This is a genomic window from Levilactobacillus zymae DSM 19395 (genome assembly GCF_001434115.1).
Lineage (GTDB): Bacteria > Bacillota > Bacilli > Lactobacillales > Lactobacillaceae > Levilactobacillus > Levilactobacillus zymae.
The window spans coordinates 42,208-61,166 of record NZ_AZDW01000014.1 but is presented as its reverse complement, the minus strand read 5'-3'; the positions used below and the strand labels follow the sequence as shown (position 1 = coordinate 61,166).

20 protein-coding genes are annotated in these 18,959 nt (G+C 55.3%); all 20 read left to right on the top strand.

Annotation, left to right across the window (positions count from 1 at the left end; translation table 11 throughout):
* Nucleotides 1-2: 2 nt before the first annotated feature.
* The 20 genes from prfB to uvrB all read left to right on the top strand — a co-directional run bounded on the left by prfB (nt 3) and on the right by uvrB (nt 18,955).
* A protein-coding gene (gene prfB, locus FD38_RS03445) for a peptide chain release factor 2 (protein WP_147007844.1) occupies nt 3-1,119 on the top strand; the annotation gives its coding sequence in 2 pieces (ribosomal slippage) (nt 3-74 and nt 76-1,119; 1,116 coding nt in all).
* Between the two features lie 131 nt (nt 1,120-1,250).
* Entirely contained in the window at nt 1,251-2,405 is a 1,155-nt protein-coding gene (locus tag FD38_RS03440) for a PDZ domain-containing protein (protein WP_057731149.1), read from the top strand.
* A gap of 3 nt (nt 2,406-2,408) precedes the next feature.
* Nucleotides 2,409-3,116, top strand: coding sequence for a response regulator transcription factor (locus tag FD38_RS03435; protein WP_057731148.1), 708 nt, complete (start codon nt 2,409-2,411; stop codon nt 3,114-3,116).
* Entirely contained in the window at nt 3,109-4,485 is a 1,377-nt protein-coding gene (locus FD38_RS03430) for a sensor histidine kinase (protein ID WP_057731146.1), read from the top strand. Before FD38_RS03435 ends, FD38_RS03430 begins: the two co-directional genes overlap by 8 nt.
* Before the next feature lie 194 nt (nt 4,486-4,679).
* Entirely contained in the window at nt 4,680-5,567 is an 888-nt protein-coding gene (locus FD38_RS03425) for a phosphate ABC transporter substrate-binding protein (RefSeq protein ID WP_057731144.1), read from the top strand.
* Nucleotides 5,564-6,496 carry a phosphate ABC transporter permease subunit PstC gene (gene pstC / locus FD38_RS03420; RefSeq protein ID WP_057731142.1) on the top strand — a complete coding sequence of 311 codons (933 nt, stop codon included), beginning with the start codon at nt 5,564-5,566 and terminating at the stop codon, nt 6,494-6,496. Before FD38_RS03425 ends, pstC begins: the two co-directional genes overlap by 4 nt.
* Nucleotide 6,497: 1 nt before the next feature.
* Nucleotides 6,498-7,382 carry a phosphate ABC transporter permease PstA gene (pstA, locus tag FD38_RS03415; RefSeq protein ID WP_057731140.1) on the top strand — a complete coding sequence of 295 codons (885 nt, stop codon included), beginning with the start codon at nt 6,498-6,500 and terminating at the stop codon, nt 7,380-7,382.
* 18 nt (nt 7,383-7,400) lie between these two features.
* Nucleotides 7,401-8,219: a phosphate ABC transporter ATP-binding protein PstB gene (pstB, locus tag FD38_RS03410; RefSeq protein WP_057731174.1), complete on the top strand. Its 819-nt coding sequence runs from the start codon at nt 7,401-7,403 to the stop codon at nt 8,217-8,219.
* A 16-nt stretch (nt 8,220-8,235) separates the two neighbouring features.
* Nucleotides 8,236-8,994 (top strand): phosphate ABC transporter ATP-binding protein PstB, encoded by a 759-nt coding sequence (gene pstB, locus FD38_RS03405; protein WP_057731138.1) that lies wholly within the window; start codon nt 8,236-8,238, stop codon nt 8,992-8,994.
* 14 nt (nt 8,995-9,008) lie between these two features.
* Nucleotides 9,009-9,686, top strand: coding sequence for a phosphate signaling complex protein PhoU (phoU, locus tag FD38_RS03400; protein ID WP_057731137.1), 678 nt, complete (start codon nt 9,009-9,011; stop codon nt 9,684-9,686).
* 135 nt (nt 9,687-9,821) lie between these two features.
* Nucleotides 9,822-10,160 (top strand): PspC domain-containing protein, encoded by a 339-nt coding sequence (locus FD38_RS03395; RefSeq protein WP_057731135.1) that lies wholly within the window; start codon nt 9,822-9,824, stop codon nt 10,158-10,160.
* Nucleotides 10,161-10,532: a phage holin family protein gene (locus FD38_RS03390; protein WP_057731133.1), complete on the top strand. Its 372-nt coding sequence runs from the start codon at nt 10,161-10,163 to the stop codon at nt 10,530-10,532.
* Nucleotides 10,533-10,701: 169 nt separating this feature from the next.
* A complete protein-coding gene (gene hprK, locus FD38_RS03385; RefSeq protein ID WP_057731132.1) occupies nt 10,702-11,649 on the top strand; it encodes an HPr(Ser) kinase/phosphatase in 948 nt (315 codons plus the stop codon).
* Nucleotides 11,646-12,503: a prolipoprotein diacylglyceryl transferase gene (gene lgt / locus FD38_RS03380; protein WP_057731130.1), complete on the top strand. Its 858-nt coding sequence runs from the start codon at nt 11,646-11,648 to the stop codon at nt 12,501-12,503. The genes hprK and lgt overlap by 4 nt, the downstream gene beginning before the upstream one ends.
* A gap of 14 nt (nt 12,504-12,517) precedes the next feature.
* Complete coding sequence (locus FD38_RS03375; RefSeq protein ID WP_057731129.1) at nt 12,518-13,531, top strand: NAD(P)H-dependent glycerol-3-phosphate dehydrogenase; 1,014 nt, start codon at nt 12,518-12,520, stop codon at nt 13,529-13,531.
* 39 nt (nt 13,532-13,570) lie between these two features.
* Nucleotides 13,571-14,470 (top strand): UTP--glucose-1-phosphate uridylyltransferase GalU, encoded by a 900-nt coding sequence (gene galU / locus FD38_RS03370; protein WP_057731127.1) that lies wholly within the window; start codon nt 13,571-13,573, stop codon nt 14,468-14,470.
* 67 nt (nt 14,471-14,537) lie between these two features.
* Nucleotides 14,538-15,479: a thioredoxin-disulfide reductase gene (trxB, locus tag FD38_RS03365; RefSeq protein ID WP_083485258.1), complete on the top strand. Its 942-nt coding sequence runs from the start codon at nt 14,538-14,540 to the stop codon at nt 15,477-15,479.
* Between the two features lie 180 nt (nt 15,480-15,659).
* A complete protein-coding gene (locus tag FD38_RS03360; protein ID WP_057731125.1) occupies nt 15,660-16,301 on the top strand; it encodes an HD domain-containing protein in 642 nt (213 codons plus the stop codon).
* 4 nt (nt 16,302-16,305) lie between these two features.
* A complete protein-coding gene (locus tag FD38_RS03355; protein ID WP_057731123.1) occupies nt 16,306-16,842 on the top strand; it encodes a hypothetical protein in 537 nt (178 codons plus the stop codon).
* A 106-nt stretch (nt 16,843-16,948) separates the two neighbouring features.
* Nucleotides 16,949-18,955, top strand: a complete 2,007-nt coding sequence (gene uvrB, locus FD38_RS03350) for an excinuclease ABC subunit UvrB (protein ID WP_057731121.1) — start codon at nt 16,949-16,951, stop codon at nt 18,953-18,955.
* Nucleotides 18,956-18,959 lie beyond the last annotated feature (4 nt).

Below are 18,959 nucleotides of genomic sequence, written 5' to 3'. Positions count from 1 at the left end.
CGATGGAATTAACGGATGCCAAACACGCCATTCAAACCATGCACGAACAACTGACCGGCTTTAGGGGGTCGCTTTGACTTTGATGCCCTAAACGAAAGCATCAGTGTCAACGAGGGCCAGATGGCCGAACCAGGTTTCTGGGACGATCCCCAGAAAGCCCAAAAATTAATTGATGAAACCAATGAGATGAAGAAAAAGGTCGAGGAGTTCCAGCACCTGTCCGACCAGGTCGATGATTTGGACGTGGCCGTGGAACTGTTGAGCGAGGAACCCGACCCGGACATGCAGGCCGATTTCGAGCAGAACTTTGCGCAGGTCCAAGACGCCTTGCGGCAATACCGGTTGAACCTGCTGTTGAACCAGAAGTACGACCACAACAACGCCATTTTGGAAATCCATCCCGGCGCGGGGGGCACCGAATCCCAAGACTGGGGCTCGATGCTGATGCGGATGTACACCCGCTGGGGCGAGCAGCACCACTTTAAGGTGACGGTGTTGGACTACCAGGCCGGTGAAGTCGCGGGCCTGAGCAGCGCCACGTTACTGATTACCGGGCACAACGCTTACGGGTACCTGCGCTCCGAAAAAGGGGTGCACCGGTTAGTCCGCATCTCACCGTTTGATTCAGCGGGACGGCGGCACACGTCGTTTGCGTCCGTGGACGTCTTGCCCGAACTCGACGACTCGGTGGACGTAGAGATCAACCCGGCCGATTTAAAGGTCGACGTCTACCGGGCGTCCGGTGCCGGGGGCCAACACGTCAACAAGACCTCGTCGGCCGTGCGGATCACCCACTTGCCGACGGGCATCGTGACGCAGAGTCAGGCCCAACGGTCACAACTGCAAAACCGGCAAACGGCACTGGCGATGTTACGGGCAAAATTATACGAGTTAGAAGAAGAGAAGAAGGCCAAGGAAAAGGCGGCGCTGGAAGGCGTGCAGCTAGACATTGGTTGGGGTTCCCAGATTCGCTCGTACGTTTTCCATCCCTACACCATGGTCAAGGATCACCGGACCAATTACGAAACTTCGCAGGGGCAAGCGGTGATGGACGGGGACCTCGATCCGTTTATCGACGCTTACCTGCAGTGGCAATTGAGTCAAAAGAATCCGGATTAACGGCTGAACCGATGAGTGAGTGACGGGTCAGTATAAATATAATGATTGAACGGGTAACGCGAATGACGTGTTACCCGTTTTTGTTTAATGCTATACTGAAATCAGCTATTTTTTGGAAAGGTGTCGATTTCATGCGGACATTGTTCGTCTTGGGCAGTTTCTTCTTACAGCCCCTCTTGTGGTTAGCCATTCTGCGCTCGTGGTTGACCAGTCGTGCGCGCATCAAGCGCGAACGACATGACTTTAGTAGCGCGGTCTATAGCGACCATTATGAGTTGCGGCACATGTTGACGCAGGGCCTGGTGTTGGGCGTGGGCTTATCGGTAGTCAACCTGATCGTGGGGGTCAGTTTACCGTTGGTCTGGGTCTTGGTCTACGAGGCTTTGGCCTTCGTGTCGTTGATCACCCTACCGACCACGCTGTTACCGGTCACCCTCTTAGTGGTCAGTACCTTAGTGACCACCTATCTGGGACCCCAGCTCATCCCGGCGATCGACCTGAAACCTCTGGGCCTCAGTTGGGGCGCCGTGCCAGCTGGCAGCTTTGCTTGGCTGTTGGTGCTGGTCTTCTTAGCCTTGGGGCACTGGATCGTCCATTACGGTGGTCGGTTTGCCAGTCCTCGGATTTACGCCAAACAACGGGGCAAGCGGATTGCTGGTTATCCCTGGCGCGAACTCTTGGTGGTCCCGTTAGTCACGCTGGTTCCGGGCGACTGGTTCAGTAGCACCTGGCGTTTCTGGCCGATGCTGACGCTTCATGGCCATTCCTTTGCCGTGATGATCTTACCCTTGCTGTTGGGGGTGCGGTTCACGGTCTTTCGGGAACAGCCTAAGGTGGTCTACCAACGCCTAGCGCATCATCTGGTGGGTCTGGCCGGTCTGGCGTTGTTAGCCATGGGCTGGCTGTTCTGGCGGCCCCAAGACTTACCAGCGGTCTTAGTCATCCTGCTGGTTTGTTACGGGGGTTGTTTATGGCGAGCAAAACGTTATGACCAACGGCAATCCTTTTGGTATTCTCAAGTAGACGATGGGGTGCGGGTCTTAGCGATTCGACCGGGCACGCCCGCAATGAAGCTGGATCTAGCGGCGGGAGACATTATTCTGGAATGTAACCACCGTGCGGTTAACAGTGAAACCGCCTTTTACGAGGCGTTGTTAATCAATCCAACCTACTGCCATTTACGGGTCCGTAACATGGCAGGCGACTTAAAAGTAACGGAAACGGCCATTTATTCCGGGGCACCACACGAAATCGGAATAGTTCTATTCAGAGATCAGGAGGGGTAAATCATGAGTAGAGTGCTAGTCGTGGATGACGAGCCAGCGATTGTGACGCTATTACAATATAATCTGGAACAAGCGGATTATCAGGTGGTCACGGCCATTGATGGGGAACAGGCCTTAAAGCTGGCGGAACACGAACAATTTGATGTGATTTTGTTAGATTTGATGTTACCGAAGCTAGACGGGGTCGAGGTCACCAAGCGGTTGCGGCAGGAAAAAATCAAGACGCCGATCATCATGATCACGGCCAAGACCAGTGAGTTCGATACCGTGGTCGGCCTGGAACTCGGTGCCGACGATTACATTACCAAGCCGTTCAGTCCGCGCGAGGTGTTGGCCCGGATGAAGGCCGTCATGCGGCGGTATCACGACGATGCGGCGCCGAAAGCCCCCGTGGACAACGGGCACGTGATCCACATCGCTGGTCTGAGCATCGATCAGGACAAGTTTCAGGTCAAACGCGGCCAGCAGGCCATCGATCTCACGCCCAAGGAATTTGAATTGCTGCTCTTCTTTGCCAAGCGTCCCGGCAAGGTCTGGAGCCGCGAGCAGTTGCTGGAAGGCGTCTGGGGCTTTGACTATAGTGGGCAGACGCGGATGGTCGACATCCACGTCTCCCATTTACGCGAAAAGATCGAACCGGATCCCAAGCACCCGCAACTCCTAAAGACGGTACGGGGCTTTGGGTACACGTTCGAGGCGCCCCATGAGTAAGCAGATGCTGGGCGTCAGCGGGGTGGTGTTCCTACTGATCAACACGTTGTTGGTCTGGTGTCTGCGCCCGGATAGCTTTGGGGTGGCCCTCATCATTGGGTGGTCGTTTGCCCTGATTGAATGGGGGGGACTGCTGTGGTATCAACGGTGGGCCCAACAACGCATCACCATTCTGACCCGCAAGGTCGAAAAGATGCGCCACGCCGAGGCCCCGGCTCACGTCCTGTTGTCGCCGCACGATCCGTTTTACCAGTTGGCGTTGCAGATTAACTATTTACAAACGCACCAGCGCAAGCTCCGCCGGAAGATGGCCGGGCAAAACCAAGAATTTGCGACCCTCTTGGACTATTTGCCCATCGGCGTCATGGTGATCGACCGGTACCGCAAGGTCGAACTGGCCAACCCGGCGATGGAGCAATTCTTACAACAACAGATTTCACCGCGCCGGCACCCGTTCACCCAGGACGTGCAGCAGTTCGAATTAGCGAGCCTGATTAACACAGCCTTAAGCGAGCGGCAGACTCAACACCGGGTGATGAAGTTACCGGGTACGCCTAACGAGCGGACCGTCGACGTGCAGGTGGTCTACACGGCTACCTCACAAGACTTCTTCCAGGTCCTGGTCCTGCTCTACGACGTGACCGAGGTCTACGCGGTCGAACAGATGCAACTGGACTTCGTGTCCAACGCCTCGCACGAACTCAAGACGCCGGTGACGGCGATCGCCGGATTTGCCAAGACGCTATTGGCGGGGGCCAAGGACGATCCGGAAAAGTTGGTCGAGTTCTTAAAGATTATCGACCAGCAAAGTGACCGGCTAGTGGAGTTGATCAACGACGTGCTGACGATTTCGCACATCGAATCGGGCAACGCCGTGGAAATCAACCAGGTACCGGTCGGCCAGCAACTCGCCGCCCAGGTTCACCTACTGGAACCCTTAGCGGCGGTCAACCAGGTCACCCTCCATAACCAGATTCCGGCAGACTTTGTCGCGGCGACCGATCAGCGTAAATTAGACCAGATCGTGAAAAATATTTTGAGTAACGCCATCAAGTACAACCGCCCCCAGGGGAGTGTCACGTTGCGCGTGGCCACCACGGCGACCAGTTGGACGTTGACCATTGCCGATACCGGGATCGGCATCTCACAGCAGGACCAGCTGCGCGTTTTCGAACGCTTTTACCGCGCCGACGTCTCCCACTCGAATCAACGGGTGAGCGGTAGCGGCTTAGGGCTAGCCATCGTGCGTGAACTGGTGAAGGCCTTGAATGGTAAGCTGGATTTGCAAAGTGAACTGGGTGTCGGGACCACCGTGACGTTGACCTTTCCGCGGACCACACCGGCGACAACGCCCGAGGCTACGGGCTAACGGCCACCAACGTCATTAATTGAACAGGCAGGTAAAGTCGACGTGACGGGTCGGCTTTTTTGCGTTATCGGCGTTTTGAGGGACATTTACATAACCTTTACAATACGTCTACATGACATTTACAAAGACCCGCTATACTGACAATTGAGAGAACCGGCGGTGGCCACACCGGTCGGTATAGGAGGGACAACGGGATGACAAAACGACGATGGTTACAGGGCTTACTCCTCACAATTTTAGTAGCCCTGGGAATCTTTGCGTACCAGACCCGCCAGGTCAGTCAGGCCGGCGGATCGATTACGGCGGTGGGCTCCACGGCCCTACAGCCCCTAGTTGAAGCGGCTGGCGAACAATACACGGCCGACCACCTGGGCACGTTTATCAACGTGCAGGGTGGGGGAACCGGGACCGGGTTGAGTCAGATTCAGGAGGGCGCCGTCCAGATTGGGGATTCCGATCTGTTTGCGGCCGAACAAAAGGGCATCCGGGCCAAGGGTCTGGTCGATCACCGGGTCGCGGTGGTCGGGATCACGCCCATCGTCAACCGCAAGAACGGCATCACGCACTTGACCACCAAGCAATTGACGGCCGTCTTTACCGGTCAGGTCACCAACTGGAAACAGGTCGGTGGTAAAAACCTGCCCATCGTGCTGATCAACCGGGCCCAAGGTAGTGGGACCCGGGCGACCTTCGAGCAATTCGGCATCGCCGGGCACCAGGCGAAGACCGCCCAGGAACAGGATTCCTCGGGGATGGTCCGGCAAATCGTCCAGACCACGCCGGGCGCCATTAGTTACGTGGCGTTCTCCTACGTGACCAAGGCGGTCCAGGCCGTGAGTCTCAACGGCGTGGCGCCGACCGAGGCCAACGTGCTTGATAACCACTGGAAAATCTGGTCCTACGAACATCTGTACACCAAGGGGCAACCCACGGGACTGACCAAGGACTTTATCGCTTACGTGCAATCCCCGACCATTCAAAAGACGCTGGTGCGCCAATTAGGCTACCTGTCACCCAGTCAGATGCACGTGACGCGGGACGTTAACGGTCAGGTTACGCCGATTGGAGGGACCCACTCATGACCAAATCACCCGAACAATTAGAACAAGAATTAAAGCGCCGCTCCAAGGCGGCCAAGCTAGAAATCTGGGGTCGGGTCGTGAGTTTTTCCGCCCTGATCCTCATCGTGGCCGTCGTGGTCGCCATCATCGGGTTCGTGGCCTCCAAGGGGCTCGCCACGTTTACCACTAATCACGTCAATCTCTGGGACTTCCTCAGTGGCAAGAATTGGAATCCCAGCTTAACGGACGCGCACGGCAAACCCGAAGTCGGGGCGCTGTCGATGATCGTCGGCTCGTTTCTGATCACGGTGCTGTCGGCCATTGTGGCAACGCCGTTTGCCATCGGGACGGCGGTCTTCATGAACGAAATCTCGCCGAACCGGGGCGCTAAGATCTTACAACCCGTGACCGAACTGCTGGTGGGGATTCCTTCCGTCGTTTACGGGTTCATCGGGTTAAGCGTGGTCGTACCGTTCACCCGCTCGGTCTTCGGCGGTAGTGGGTTCGGGATCTTGTCCGGGACCTGCGTGCTGTTCGTGATGATCTTACCCACGGTCACGTCGATGAGTGCCGATGCCTTGCGCGCCGTACCGCGGTACTACCGCGAAGCGTCGCTGGCGTTGGGTGCCACGCAATGGCAGACCATCTATAAGGTGGTCTTGCGTGCGGCCACGCCGGGACTGATGACGGCGGTGGTCTTCGGGATGGCCCGGGCCTTCGGTGAAGCGTTGGCGGTCCAGATGGTCATCGGGAACGCGGCGCTGATGCCGCAGTCCTTGGTCGACCCGGCCGCGACGTTGACGTCGGTCTTGACCACCGGGATTGGGAACACCGTGATGGGCTCGTTACAAAACAACGCCCTGTGGTCGCTCGCCCTGGTCTTACTGCTGATGTCGTTGGTCTTCAACCTGATCATCCGGTTGATTGGTCGAAAGGGGCGTCTCCAATAATATGAATTCTAAAGTGCAAAATAAAATTGCCATCGGCGTGCTGTACGGCATCGCCGGACTCGTGGTCCTGATTTTACTGGCCCTGGTGGGGTACATCCTGGTCAGCGGCCTGCCCAAAGTCAGCTGGCACTTTCTGACCACGCCCGCCAAAGCCTTCTTAAAGGGGGGCGGGATTGGCATCCAACTCTTTAACTCGTTTTACCTTTTGATTTTAGCCATGTTGATCTCGTTTCCCATCGCGTTGGGGGCGGCGATTTACCTGTACGAATACGCCAAGGACAACTGGGTGACCAACCTGGTCCGCACGGCGATCGAAATCCTCAGTTCGCTGCCTTCCGTAGTAGTTGGGCTGTTCGGGTTCCTGTTCTTCGTGGTGAAGTTACGGTTAGGTTTCTCGATTCTATCCGGGGCCTTTGCGCTGACCTTCTTCAACTTACCGTTGTTGACTCGGAGTATCGAGGATTCACTGCACACCATTGATGATAAGCAACGGGAGGGGGGCCTCGCCTTAGGCCTGTCGCGGTGGGAGACCGTCACCCGGGTGATTCTCCCCGCCGCGGTCCCCAGTATCCTGACCGGCGTGATCTTAAGTGCCGGGCGGGTCTTCGGGGAAGCCGCTGCGTTGATTTACACGGCCGGCCAAAGTGCCCCCGCGTTAAACTTCATGGACTGGAATCCCTTCAACATCTCCAGTCCGTTGAACCCGATGCGCCCCGCCGAAACGCTGGCGGTCCACATCTGGAAGATCAACTCGGAAGGCATCATGCCGGACGCCAAGGCGATTTCGTCCGGCTCATCCGCGGTCTTAGTGATCGCCATTCTGCTCTTCAACTTGGCCGCCCGGTACCTGGGAAAGCGGCTGTACAAACGGCTAACGTCGGCCTAAGGAGGAACGCGTATGTTTATGAGTAGTGATATTGCCACGCCGGGCACCACGCCGGAACGACACATCGTTCAACCCGGCGATGCCCAGCATCCCATTGTGTTGTCGACGGAAGACCTCCACGTTTTTTACGGCGACAAGGAGGCCTTGTCCGAAGGCGACCTTAAGTTTGCGCGCAACCAGATCACCGCGTTGATCGGGGCGTCCGGGTCCGGCAAGTCGACGTTTTTACGGTCACTGAACCGGATGAACGACCGCATCGCCACGGTCAAGGGGCGGATCATGTACCGGGGCGTGGACATCAACCAACCCGACATCGACGTCTACGAGATGCGCCGTCGCATCGGCATGGTGTTTCAACGGCCGAATCCGTTTGCCAAATCGATTTACGATAATATTGCGTTTGCCTTGCGTCTGCGGGGGATCACCGCTAAAAATAAGTTAGACGAGATCGTGGAAACCTCGCTGCGCCAAGCCGCGTTGTGGGACCAGGTCAAAGACGAACTGGACAAGAGTGCTTTAGCCTTGTCCGGGGGTCAAGCGCAGCGGCTGTGTATCGCCCGAGCCATCGCCGTAAAACCCGACGTGTTGCTGTTGGACGAACCCGCCAGTGCGCTGGACCCCGTGTCGACTAGTCAACTGGAAGACACGTTGTTAAAGCTAAAGCAGCACTACACGATCATTATCGTGACGCACAACATGCAACAGGCCGCGCGGATCAGTGAATATACGGCGTTCTTTAATCAAGGACGAGTGTTGGAATACGACACTACCAGCCAAATTTTCACCAATCCGCAGGTTCAGGTCACCAGTGACTATGTTTCGGGGAACTTTGGTTAGCGAGGAGCGAGGAAGAATGAGTAAGGAAATTTTAACGACCCAGGACTTACACCTGTATTACGGGAGTAAGGAAGCCCTGAAGGGAATTAATTTGAATTTTGACGAAAAGGGGATTACGGCGTTGATTGGCCCGTCCGGCTGTGGGAAGTCGACCTACCTGCGGACGTTGAACCGGATGAACGATTTGATTCCGGGGGTCACCATCACGGGGACCGTACAGTTCAAAGGGGAAGACCTGTACGCGCCCAACGCCGACACGGTTCAGATTCGTAAGGAAATCGGCATGGTGTTCCAACAACCTAACCCGTTTCCGTTCTCCATCTACGATAACGTGATCTACGGGTTGCGCATCGCGGGGGAACGCGATAAGGAAAAGTTGGACGCCGTGGTCGAGAAGTCCTTGCGGCAGGCCGCCGTGTGGGACGAAGTCAAGGACCACTTGCACGAAAGCGCCCTGGCTCTGTCCGGGGGGCAACAACAACGGGTCTGCATCGCGCGGGTCCTGGCCGTGTCACCGGAGATTATTCTGCTGGACGAACCGACCAGTGCCTTGGACCCGGTCTCCAGTAGTCAAATTGAAGCGACCCTCTTGAATTTACGCCACGATTATACGATTATTACAGTAACCCACAACCTCCAGCAGGCCTCGCGGATTGCCGATCGAACGGCCTTCTTCATGAACGGCGAACTGGTGGAAGTGGATCAGACGAAAAATATTTTCATGAACCCAGCCAAGAAGCAAACGGAAGACTACATTAGTGGTCGGTTCGGATAATAGGAGGTAGACCGATGCGCCGGTTATTTGATGACGAATTAGCAGAATTGGATGCAGACTTTACGGAAATGGGGATGCTGGTCAGCGAGGTGATCCAGAAGTCGGTGAACGCGTTTATCGAACGCGACGCCACCACGGCTCAATCGATCATCGACCACGACCACGACATCAACGAACGAGAAATTGCGTTAGAGAAGAAGACGTTCGAAATGATTGCCCTGTATCAGCCCGTGACCACGGATTTACGAGAAATCGTGACGATTTTAAAGGCCGTTTCCGATTTGGAACGCGCCGGGGACCACGCCCGCAACATTGCCCACTCGACCATTAAGATGGGCGAAAAGCAAAAGGTGCCGGAACTGGAGCAGCTGATGGCTGAGATGGGCCAGATGACCACCAAGATGGTGCAAGACGTGCTGGCGGCCTACGTGAATAAGGACGACCACGAAGCCCGGTCGTTGGCTGACGTGGACCGGCAACTCGATCACCTGAATCACCAGGTTCGGAACTTGAGCTACCGGGCGATGAGCCAGGACGCGACTTTTGAAACGGGGGCGTCGATTTACTTAAACGTGGCGCAGGACCTGAGCCGCATTGGCGATTACGTGACCAACGTGTGTGAATGGATCATTTACCTGCGTTCCGGTAAGATTGTGGAACTGAACTCGGCCAGTGAAGGTACGGAAAACTAGGAAGCACCGTCCGTAATTCTTACCGAAATTTGAAGATTTAAACCAGCGGTCACTGAAAACTTGCTTTCAGTGGCCGCTTTCGTTATTCTTTTCCCAATAGGACAAGTTTAATCAGACTTAAAGGAGGCCATGACAATGGCAGCAAAGAAAAAACTCGTGCGTTCCCGGACCAACCGGTTAGTCGGCGGGGTCTTGGGGGGAATCGCCGATTACTTCGGTTGGAATGCCAACCTATTGCGATTGATCTACGTAATCGTGACCATCTCCATTCCGTTCATGCACGTGGTATTGGGCCTATTGGTCTACGTGATTTTAATGACGTTTATTCCCTTGGATGACGCGCAACCAACCGGTACCAGTTTCGGTGACCTCTTCGGTTTCGGGCGTGGCGGCCAACAAACCAACCCTAAAGCCGACCGTAAAGTGATTCACGATGTCACCGAACACGACGTGCACCATAAGGACGGTGAGTAAATGCGGTTTTGGACCCGAATCTTAGTAAATGCGCTGATCTTTCTGGCGTTAGCCGGCTTCTTCCAGAGTTCGCTGGCGGGGAGCTACCAGCACGCGTTTTACGTGTCGAGCGTGGGAATTGCGCTACTAGCCAGCTTGGTGCTCGCGATTTTAAACGCGGTGGTCAAACCGATTTTGTTCGTGTTGTCGCTACCGATTACCATCTTGACGCTGGGCCTGTTCAGTGTGGTGCTTAACGCCATCATGTTGGAACTGACCGCGTGGTTCGTGGGGAGTAACTTCGCTTTTGCGTCGTTTGGCGTGACGCTGATTGTCGCCATCGTGATGTCCCTGTTCAACGCCATTATCAGTGACCACTTTGCCCGGGGGTAGGGTGTCTAGCCCCGGGTAAGGGCTGAACCATTAAGTAAGCGCTATCTTAAGCCGGTCAACGATTCTTAAAGCGGCCGCGGTAACGAATTGAATTTGATAGGAGAAGCCCCATTAAAGTGCTAAAATTAGGGTATGTTTTATGAGATGATGTAGTTAGGAGGAAACACGCATGCCAGAAAGCGTTACAGTCGCCGACCTGGTCAAGGCTAATCGATTAGACGTCTATTCCGGTCAGGATGACCTTAATCGGCAAATTACGACCAGCGATATTTCGCGTCCCGGATTGGAATTGACGGGGTACTTTAATTATTACCCGGCCAAACGAATTCAACTCTTGGGAATCACGGAAACCTCGTTCGCCAAGGGAATGAGTCACGAACAGTTATTAGACGTGATGCAAAAGATGTGTCAGCCCGAAACCCCCGCGTTCGTGGTGTCGACCCAGCTCGACCCACCGGAGGAATTAAAACAGGCCGCCGAAGAAGCCCAGATTCCCATCCTGGGGACCAAGCTGACCACGTCGCGGGTCCTGAGTAACATGACCAACTTCTTGGAAGGCAAGCTCGCCGAACGGCAGTCCGTTCACGGCGTCCTGGTCGACATCTACGGGGTCGGGGTCATGATTACCGGTGATTCCGGGGTCGGCAAAAGTGAAACCGCTTTGGAACTGGTCAAACGGGGCCACCGGCTGATTGCCGACGACCGCGTGGAAGTTTACCAACAAGACGAACAGACCCTAGTCGGGGCCGCGCCGGCCATCCTGAGCCATTTGTTGGAAATCCGGGGCATCGGAATCATCGACGTCATGAACCTCTTCGGTGCCGGGGCCGTGCGGAGCGAGACCGACATTGACCTGATCGTTCACCTGGAACTCTGGCACGACGATAACCACTTCGACCGCTTGGGTAACAACACCGAAAGTCAGAAGTTCTTTGACGTTGAGGTGCCGAAGATTACCATTCCGGTCAAGACCGGGCGGAATCTCGCCATCATTATCGAAGCGGCGGCCATGAACTTCCGGGCCCGTTCAATGGGCTACGACGCCACCAAGGTCTTTGACGATAACTTGAACCGCTTGATCAAACAAAATTCCCAAAAGGATGGAGGGACGCAATGACGGTAACACCATTTTTAGCCGCCCTAAATCCGATTGCGATGCATTTAGGGCCCATTCAGGTCCACTGGTACGGGGTGATCATTGCCTCCGGCGTCATCCTGGCGGTATTACTGGCCGTGCGGGAAGGTCGGCGCCGGGGCATCAATCCCGACGATATTTATGATATGATTTTATGGGCCCTACCGGCGGCGCTCATTGCCGCACGGTTGTACTACGTGGCCTTTCAGTGGCCGTATTACAGTCAACATCCCGGCGAGATCATCGCCATTTGGGACGGGGGGATCGCCATCTACGGCTCGCTGATTGGGGCCGGACTGGTGGTGTATTTCTTCTGTCGTTCACGATTCATTCCCGTGTGGCTGATGCTTGACGTGGCCGCACCGACCGTGATCTTGGGCCAAGCCATCGGGCGGTGGGGTAACTTCATGAATCAGGAAGCCTTCGGGCGTATCACCAGCCTGTCGTTCTTGCAGGGCTTACACCTGCCGCACTTTATCGTGGAGCAGATGTTCATCAACGGGGCTTACCGCCAGCCGACCTTTTTGTACGAGTCGACCTGGGATCTACTGGGCTTCGTGGTCCTGATGAGCTTGCGGCACTATCCCCAACTCTTCAAGCAGGGCGAGGTCTTCCTGGGGTACGTGATGTGGTACTCGTTGGGCCGTTTCTTTATTGAAGGGATGCGGACCGATAGTTTAATGTTGGGCAACGTGATTCGCGTGTCCCAACTCTTATCCGTGATTTTGTTTGTGGGCGCCGCCATTATTTGGGTTTACCGGCGACGTCAGAATACGCCACCAACGGATTACTTAGCCGGTAACCCGTTCCGTGAACGAACCAAACTTTCTAATTAAGGAGAATCTAGACTATGTCAGAGAAAATTGCCGTTCTGGGTGCCGGTTCTTGGGGGTCCATCTTGGCCAGCGTCTTAGACGAAAATGGGCACGATGTGCGGTTGTGGTCCTACAACCCCAAGCAGGTTGAAGAATTAAACACCCAGCACACCAACAGTCATTACATCAAGAACTTTACGTTCTCCAAGTCCCTGGTGGCTTACGCCGATATGGCGAGCGCCCTCGACGGGGTGGACGCCATCTTGTTCGTAGTACCGACTAAGGCCGTGCGGTCCGTGGCCCATGAAGTGGCCGGTATTTTAGCCGCTAAGCACTTACAGCCGGAATTGATCCACGCCAGCAAAGGGATCGAACAGAAGACTTACAAGCGGATTTCGCAGATCTTGGAAGAAGAGATTCCGGCCGCTAACCGCAAGTCCGTCACGGTCTTGTCCGGGCCGAGTCACGCCGAGGACGTGGCACGCCACGACATTACACTGATTACGGCGGCCAGTGCTAATCCGGAAGCCGCTAAGCACACGCAAAAGCGGTTCATGACGCCGTATTTCCGGGTCTACACCAACTCCGACGTGATTGGGGTGGAAATTGGTGCGGCCTTAAAGAACATCATCGCTTTAGGAGCCGGGGCATTACACGGGTTAGGTTACGGCGACAACGCTAAGGCGGCGCTGATGACCCGGGGCTTGGCCGAAATTTCCCGGTTAGGGACGTCCTTCGGGGCGGACCCGATGACCTTCATTGGGCTGTCCGGGGTCGGCGACGTGATCGTTACGGCCACCAGTACCAATTCGCGGAACTGGCGGGCCGGTGACGAACTCGGCCGCGGTGAAAAGTTGGACGACGTGATCAGCCATATGGGGATGGTGATCGAGGGACTCGCCACGACTAAGGCCGCCTACGAGTTGTCGCAAAAACGGGGCGTTTCGATGCCCATCACGGAGGCCATTTACCAGGTGCTCTACGAAGGCAAGGACATCAAGACGGCCATTTCCGACCTGATGCAACGTGAGGGTCGGTCCGAGTTTTAAAATGTTGTGTGTCAAAATTTGAGGAGGGTTTAAGCTCTTATGAGAAAAGTTAGAAAAGCTATTATCCCGGCGGCGGGTCTCGGGACCCGTTTCTTACCAGCCACCAAGGCGTTAGCCAAGGAAATGTTACCGATCGTTGATAAGCCAACGATCCAGTTCATCGTCGAGGAAGCCCGGCGTTCCGGAATCGAAGACATCGTGGTCGTGGACGGCAAGTCCAAGCGGTCCATCGAAGACCATTTCGACTCCAACCCCGAACTGGAAGCCAACTTGGAAGCCAAGCACAAGGAAAAGATGCTCAAGCAGGTCCAAGAGACCACGGGTATGAACCTGTACTTCATCCGGCAACCTTACCCACGGGGACTGGGCGACGCCGTCTTAACGGCCAAGGCCTTTATCGGCGACGAACCCTTCGTGGTCATGTTGGGCGACGACATGACGGACAGCAAGGTGCCGTTGACCAAGCAACTGATCGACCGGTACAACCAGACGGGTGCCTCAACGTTGGCCGTCATGCGGGTCCCTCACAAGGACACCGCCAAGTACGGGGTCATCAACCCTTCCGAAGAAACCATGCCGGGCTTGTACAACGTCACGAACTTCGTGGAAAAGCCACAACCGGACGAGGCGCCGAGTGACCTGGCCATCATTGGTCGTTACCTCTTCACGCCGGAAATCTTCGAAGCCTTAGAAAATACGCCGATCGGCCTGGGTAACGAACTGCAATTGACCGACGCCATCGACAACCTGAACAAGACCCAACGCGTCTTCGCCCACGAATACACGGGCAAACGTTACGATGTCGGCAACAAGTTCGGTTGGCTGCAAACCAACATTGAATACGGCTTGCAACACCCCGAAACCAAGGCGCAACTACGCCAATACATCAAGGAACTGGGCAAGCGGCTCGATGCTGAAGACCAACCGAAGTCAAAATAGGTGACAAACTTACTTTTTCCTAGTAAAGTAATGGTCAAGCAAATCAGGATGAAGGGGAGTTGTTAACTTGAAGACTTACGATGTAATTGTCATCGGTGCCGGACCCGGTGGGATGACTGGAGCGCTCTACGCGTCACGGGCCAACCTATCCGTACTGATGCTCGACCGAGGAATCTACGGTGGGCAGATGAACAACACCGCTGCGATTGAAAACTATCCCGGCTTTAAGTCCGTCTTAGGTCCCGACTTGGCCAAGGACATGTACGATGGCGCGACCCAGTTTGGCGCAGAATTCGCCTACGGGAGCGTTGAGCGTATTGAAGATCACGGTGATCACAAGGTCGTCAAGACCGATGATGGGGACTACGCTGCCAAGGCCGTGTTGATTGCGACCGGCTCCGAGTACAAGAAGCTCGGCGTGCCGGGTGAAGATGAATACGGTGGCCGTGGGGTTTCGTACTGCGCGGTCTGCGATGGCGCGTTCTTCAAGAACCGTGAAGTCGTGGTTGTCGGTGGTGGCGACTCAGCCGTAGAAGAAGGCCTTTACTTGGCCGGTATCGCGTCTAAGGTCACCATTGTCGTGCGGCGCGACCAACTCCGGGCCCAAAAGATTTTGCAGGACCGGGCGTTTGCGAACGAGAAGATCGAATTCGTTTGGAACACCAACGTCACGGAAATCCAAGGCGACAAGATGAAGGTCACCGGAGTGGCAACGCATAATAACCAGACCGGTGAAGAGGGTCATCTCGACGCGAGTGGGGTCTTCATTTACGTGGGGACCTTACCGATGACCGACGCCTTCAAGGGCTTAGGGATTACCGATGACGCGGGCTGGATCAAGACCGATGATCACATGGCCACGGCCGTTCCGGGCGTGTTCGCCATTGGGGATGTGCGGCAAAAGGATTTGCGGCAGATCACCACGGCGGTCGGGGAAGGCGGCACGGCGGGACAAGCCGCGTTCGCCTACCTGGAAACGCTCAAGTCCCAAGCGGCAACGCAAGATTAATTTAAGCAACCCACGAAACGGAGACGGCCAAGACGGCGCCTCCGTTTTTTTGGCTGACCAGGGCACCGACTGATTTTTAAAATTTAACTCACCGAACTTTTGCAATCCCGGCGGACATCGCCTAGGATAGAATTAAGATGTTGGGTGGGGGCATTCCCCGCCCCAAAGGAGTTGAGTGCAATGGGCATGAATCAATTTTTACAGAGTCTCAGTGATCTGGAAACCATCAACCGGGCACCGGGCTACTTCAAGTTTGAGCAACATTCCGTGGCGGCACATTCGTTCAAGGTGGCCGAAGTGGCGCAGTTCTTGGGCGACGTCGAAGAACAGGCCGGTCACGCAATCAATTGGCGTTCGCTGTACGAAAAGGCGTTGAATCACGACTATACGGAGCGGTTTATCGGCGATATCAAGACGCCGGTCAAGTACGCCACGCCCGAACTGCGGCGAATGTTAGCTGACGTGGAGGAGTCATTGACCGCGAACTTCATTCATAACGAAATTCCCAAGCAATTTCAGGCCGCCTATGCCCGGCGTTTGGGCGAAGGCAAGGACGACACCCTAGAGGGGCAAATTCTCTCCGTGGCCGATAAGGTCGACCTGCTGTACGAATCCTTCGGTGAGATTCAAAAGGGGAACCCGGAGCCGGTCTACACCGACATTTACCGCGAAAGCCTGGCCACGATTCTGAAATTCAAGCAGCTGGCCTGCGTCCAGTATTTCTTAAAGGAAGTCTTGCCCGAACTTTTGTCGGCGGACTTTAGCGACCGACAGAAGCTCGAAACGCTGACCAACGACCTATTAACGCAAGCGGAGGACTAAAAATATGGAATTAGCAACGGTTTGGAACCAACGATTGACCGACGCCACGGTGCGGGAACTGACCCACGCCGACGATGACCTGATTTATCAGTTTCAGGCACAACACCCGGACTACTTCGGTCACTTCCAGGATCACCCGGTGACCCGTCAGGAAGCCATCCAGGACGTGGACGACGTACCGGTGAACGCCACGCGTGACCAGAAAACCTATCTCGGGGTGTTTGAACAGGACCAATTGGTGCTGATCGTTGACCTGATCGTCGACTACCCCCTACCAAGCTTAGTGTGGTTGGGGTTATGGTTACCGGACAAGTCCCTGAGTGCGCAACGGCGAGGGGAGCTGTACCAGAGTCTGGTACAAACCCTGCGGGCCGCCGATGCCGTGCAGCTTCAATTGAGCGTCTTCATGGGGGATCGGCAAGCCCCGGCCTTCTGGGCGGAACAAGGACTGACTAAGGTGCAGACCACCACGGTGGTGCGGGGCGAACGGGCGGCCAACGTGACCATTTATCAGCACAAGTTTGACCAAGCGGCAAACTAGCGAAAGTATGTTCGGTGTGGTAGAATATTTGAACGTGATGGGAAGCGAAGGTTTCCCATTTTTTTCGCTGAAAACTATTTTTTAACGGGTAAGGAGGGACCATGCCATGATCGATCGACAGACTGATCGGAAGTTTGATCTGGTTTCGGATTATCAACCAACGGGGGACCAACCCCAAGCCATCAAGGCGCTGACCCAGGGTTTAAACGACCACGAAAAGGCCCAGATTTTACTGGGGGCCACCGGGACGGGGAAGACCTTCACCATCTCGAACGTGATTAAGAACGTGAATAAACCGACGTTGGTCTTATCGCATAACAAGACGTTAGCGGGCCAACTGTACGGGGAATTCAAGCAGTTCTTCCCCCACAACGCGGTCGAATATTTTGTGAGTTACTATGATTATTACCAACCCGAAGCCTACGTGCCGTCTAGTGACACCTACATCGAAAAGGACTCCTCGATTAACGACGAGATCGATAAGTTACGGCATTCGGCCACGAGTTCGTTGCTGGAACGTAACGACGTGATCGTGGTGGCCTCCGTGTCCTCCATCTTTGGATTAGGGGATCCCACGGAATACAAGAACCACGTGGTCTCGTTACGGGTCGGTCAGGAGATCGAACGGGACGCGTTACTCCGGAAATTAGTCAACATTCAATTTGAACGCAACGACTACGATTTTCAACGGGGCCGCTTCCGGGTCCACGGTGACGTAGTCGAAATCTTCCCGGCTTCTCGGGATGAACGGGCCTTACGGGTTGAATTCTTCGGCGACGAGATCGACCGGATTCGGGAAGTCGACGCGTTGACCGGTGAAATCGTGGGCGACAGAGAACACGTTGCCATCTTCCCGGCGACCCACTTTATGACCAACGACGACATCATGGCGACGGCCACGGCCGGTATCGAGGGCGAGTTAAAAGACCGCTTAGCCGAGCTAGAGGGCCAAGGTAAGTTGCTGGAGGCCCAACGCTTGAAGCAACGGACCACCTATGACGTCGAAATGATGCGGGAAATGGGCTACACCAGCGGGATCGAAAACTATTCGCGCTGGATGGATGGTCGTAAGGCCGGCGAACCGCCGTACACGTTACTGGACTTCTTCCCCAAGGACTTCTTGCTGGTGGTCGACGAATCACACGTTACCATGCCGCAGGTCCGGGGGATGTACAACGGGGACCAGGCCCGCAAGCAACAATTAGTGGACTACGGCTTCCGGCTGCCCAGTGCGCTGGATAACCGGCCGCTAAAACTCAGTGAATTTGAACAGCACGTTAACCAAGTGATCTACATGTCGGCCACGCCAGGACCCTACGAAGAGGCCCAGACCAACCACGTGGTTCAACAGATCATTCGGCCGACCGGCTTACTCGACCCGACCATTGAAGTCCGGCCCATCATGGGGCAAATGGATGATTTGGTGGGCGAAATCAACAAACGCATCGACGCCAACGAACGGACGTTTATTACCACGTTGACCAAGAAGATGGCCGAAGACTTGACCGATTATCTCAAGGACTTGGGCATCAAGGTGGCCTACTTGCACTCCGACATCAAGACGTTGGAGCGGACCCAGATCATGCGGGACCTGCGTTTGGGCAAGTACGACGTGTTGGTCGGCATCAACCTGTTGCGGGAAGGAATCGACATTCCCGAAGTCTCGTTGGTCGCCATTTTGGATGCCGACAAGGAAGGCTTCCTGCGTAACGAACGGTCGTTGATTCAAACCATCGGTCGGGCGGCGCGAAACTCGCACGGGGCGGTCATCATGTACGCCGACAGTGTCACCGAATCCATGCAGGCCGCCATTGACGAGACGGCGCGGCGGCGGAAGATTCAGATGGCTTATAACGAAAAGCACGGTATTACGCCCAAGACGATTATTAAGCCAATTCGGGACCTAATCGCCGTCACCAAGAAGAGTGACGACAGCGGGGAAAGCGATGACTTTGTGGCCAACGACTTCGAGGACATGGATAAGGACGATCAAGAAAAGCTGATTGCCCGCCTGGAAGACGAGATGCGCGCGGCGGCCAAGAAATTGGACTTCGAGCAAGCGGCGTCATTACGGGATACCATCATGGATATGAAGACGGAGATTGGCGACTAGTGAT

Excerpts from the sequence above, each read along its gene's own strand:
- phoU (WP_057731137.1), top strand. The coding sequence starts at position 9,009 with ATGCGCCGGTTATTTGATGACGAATTAGCAGAATTGGATGCAGACTTT.
- uvrB (WP_057731121.1), top strand. The coding sequence starts at position 16,949 with ATGATCGATCGACAGACTGATCGGAAGTTTGATCTGGTTTCGGATTAT.
- FD38_RS03440 (WP_057731149.1), top strand. The coding sequence starts at position 1,251 with ATGCGGACATTGTTCGTCTTGGGCAGTTTCTTCTTACAGCCCCTCTTG.
- hprK (WP_057731132.1), top strand. The coding sequence starts at position 10,702 with ATGCCAGAAAGCGTTACAGTCGCCGACCTGGTCAAGGCTAATCGATTA.
- FD38_RS03355 (WP_057731123.1), top strand. The coding sequence starts at position 16,306 with ATGGAATTAGCAACGGTTTGGAACCAACGATTGACCGACGCCACGGTG.
- FD38_RS03435 (WP_057731148.1), top strand. The coding sequence starts at position 2,409 with ATGAGTAGAGTGCTAGTCGTGGATGACGAGCCAGCGATTGTGACGCTA.
- FD38_RS03360 (WP_057731125.1), top strand. The coding sequence starts at position 15,660 with ATGGGCATGAATCAATTTTTACAGAGTCTCAGTGATCTGGAAACCATC.
- pstB (WP_057731138.1), top strand. The coding sequence starts at position 8,236 with ATGAGTAAGGAAATTTTAACGACCCAGGACTTACACCTGTATTACGGG.
- FD38_RS03395 (WP_057731135.1), top strand. The coding sequence starts at position 9,822 with ATGGCAGCAAAGAAAAAACTCGTGCGTTCCCGGACCAACCGGTTAGTC.
- lgt (WP_057731130.1), top strand. The coding sequence starts at position 11,646 with ATGACGGTAACACCATTTTTAGCCGCCCTAAATCCGATTGCGATGCAT.
- FD38_RS03430 (WP_057731146.1), top strand. The coding sequence starts at position 3,109 with ATGAGTAAGCAGATGCTGGGCGTCAGCGGGGTGGTGTTCCTACTGATC.
- FD38_RS03390 (WP_057731133.1), top strand. The coding sequence starts at position 10,161 with ATGCGGTTTTGGACCCGAATCTTAGTAAATGCGCTGATCTTTCTGGCG.
- pstC (WP_057731142.1), top strand. The coding sequence starts at position 5,564 with ATGACCAAATCACCCGAACAATTAGAACAAGAATTAAAGCGCCGCTCC.
- galU (WP_057731127.1), top strand. The coding sequence starts at position 13,571 with ATGAGAAAAGTTAGAAAAGCTATTATCCCGGCGGCGGGTCTCGGGACC.
- pstA (WP_057731140.1), top strand. The coding sequence starts at position 6,498 with ATGAATTCTAAAGTGCAAAATAAAATTGCCATCGGCGTGCTGTACGGC.
- pstB (WP_057731174.1), top strand. The coding sequence starts at position 7,401 with ATGAGTAGTGATATTGCCACGCCGGGCACCACGCCGGAACGACACATC.
- FD38_RS03375 (WP_057731129.1), top strand. The coding sequence starts at position 12,518 with ATGTCAGAGAAAATTGCCGTTCTGGGTGCCGGTTCTTGGGGGTCCATC.
- FD38_RS03425 (WP_057731144.1), top strand. The coding sequence starts at position 4,680 with ATGACAAAACGACGATGGTTACAGGGCTTACTCCTCACAATTTTAGTA.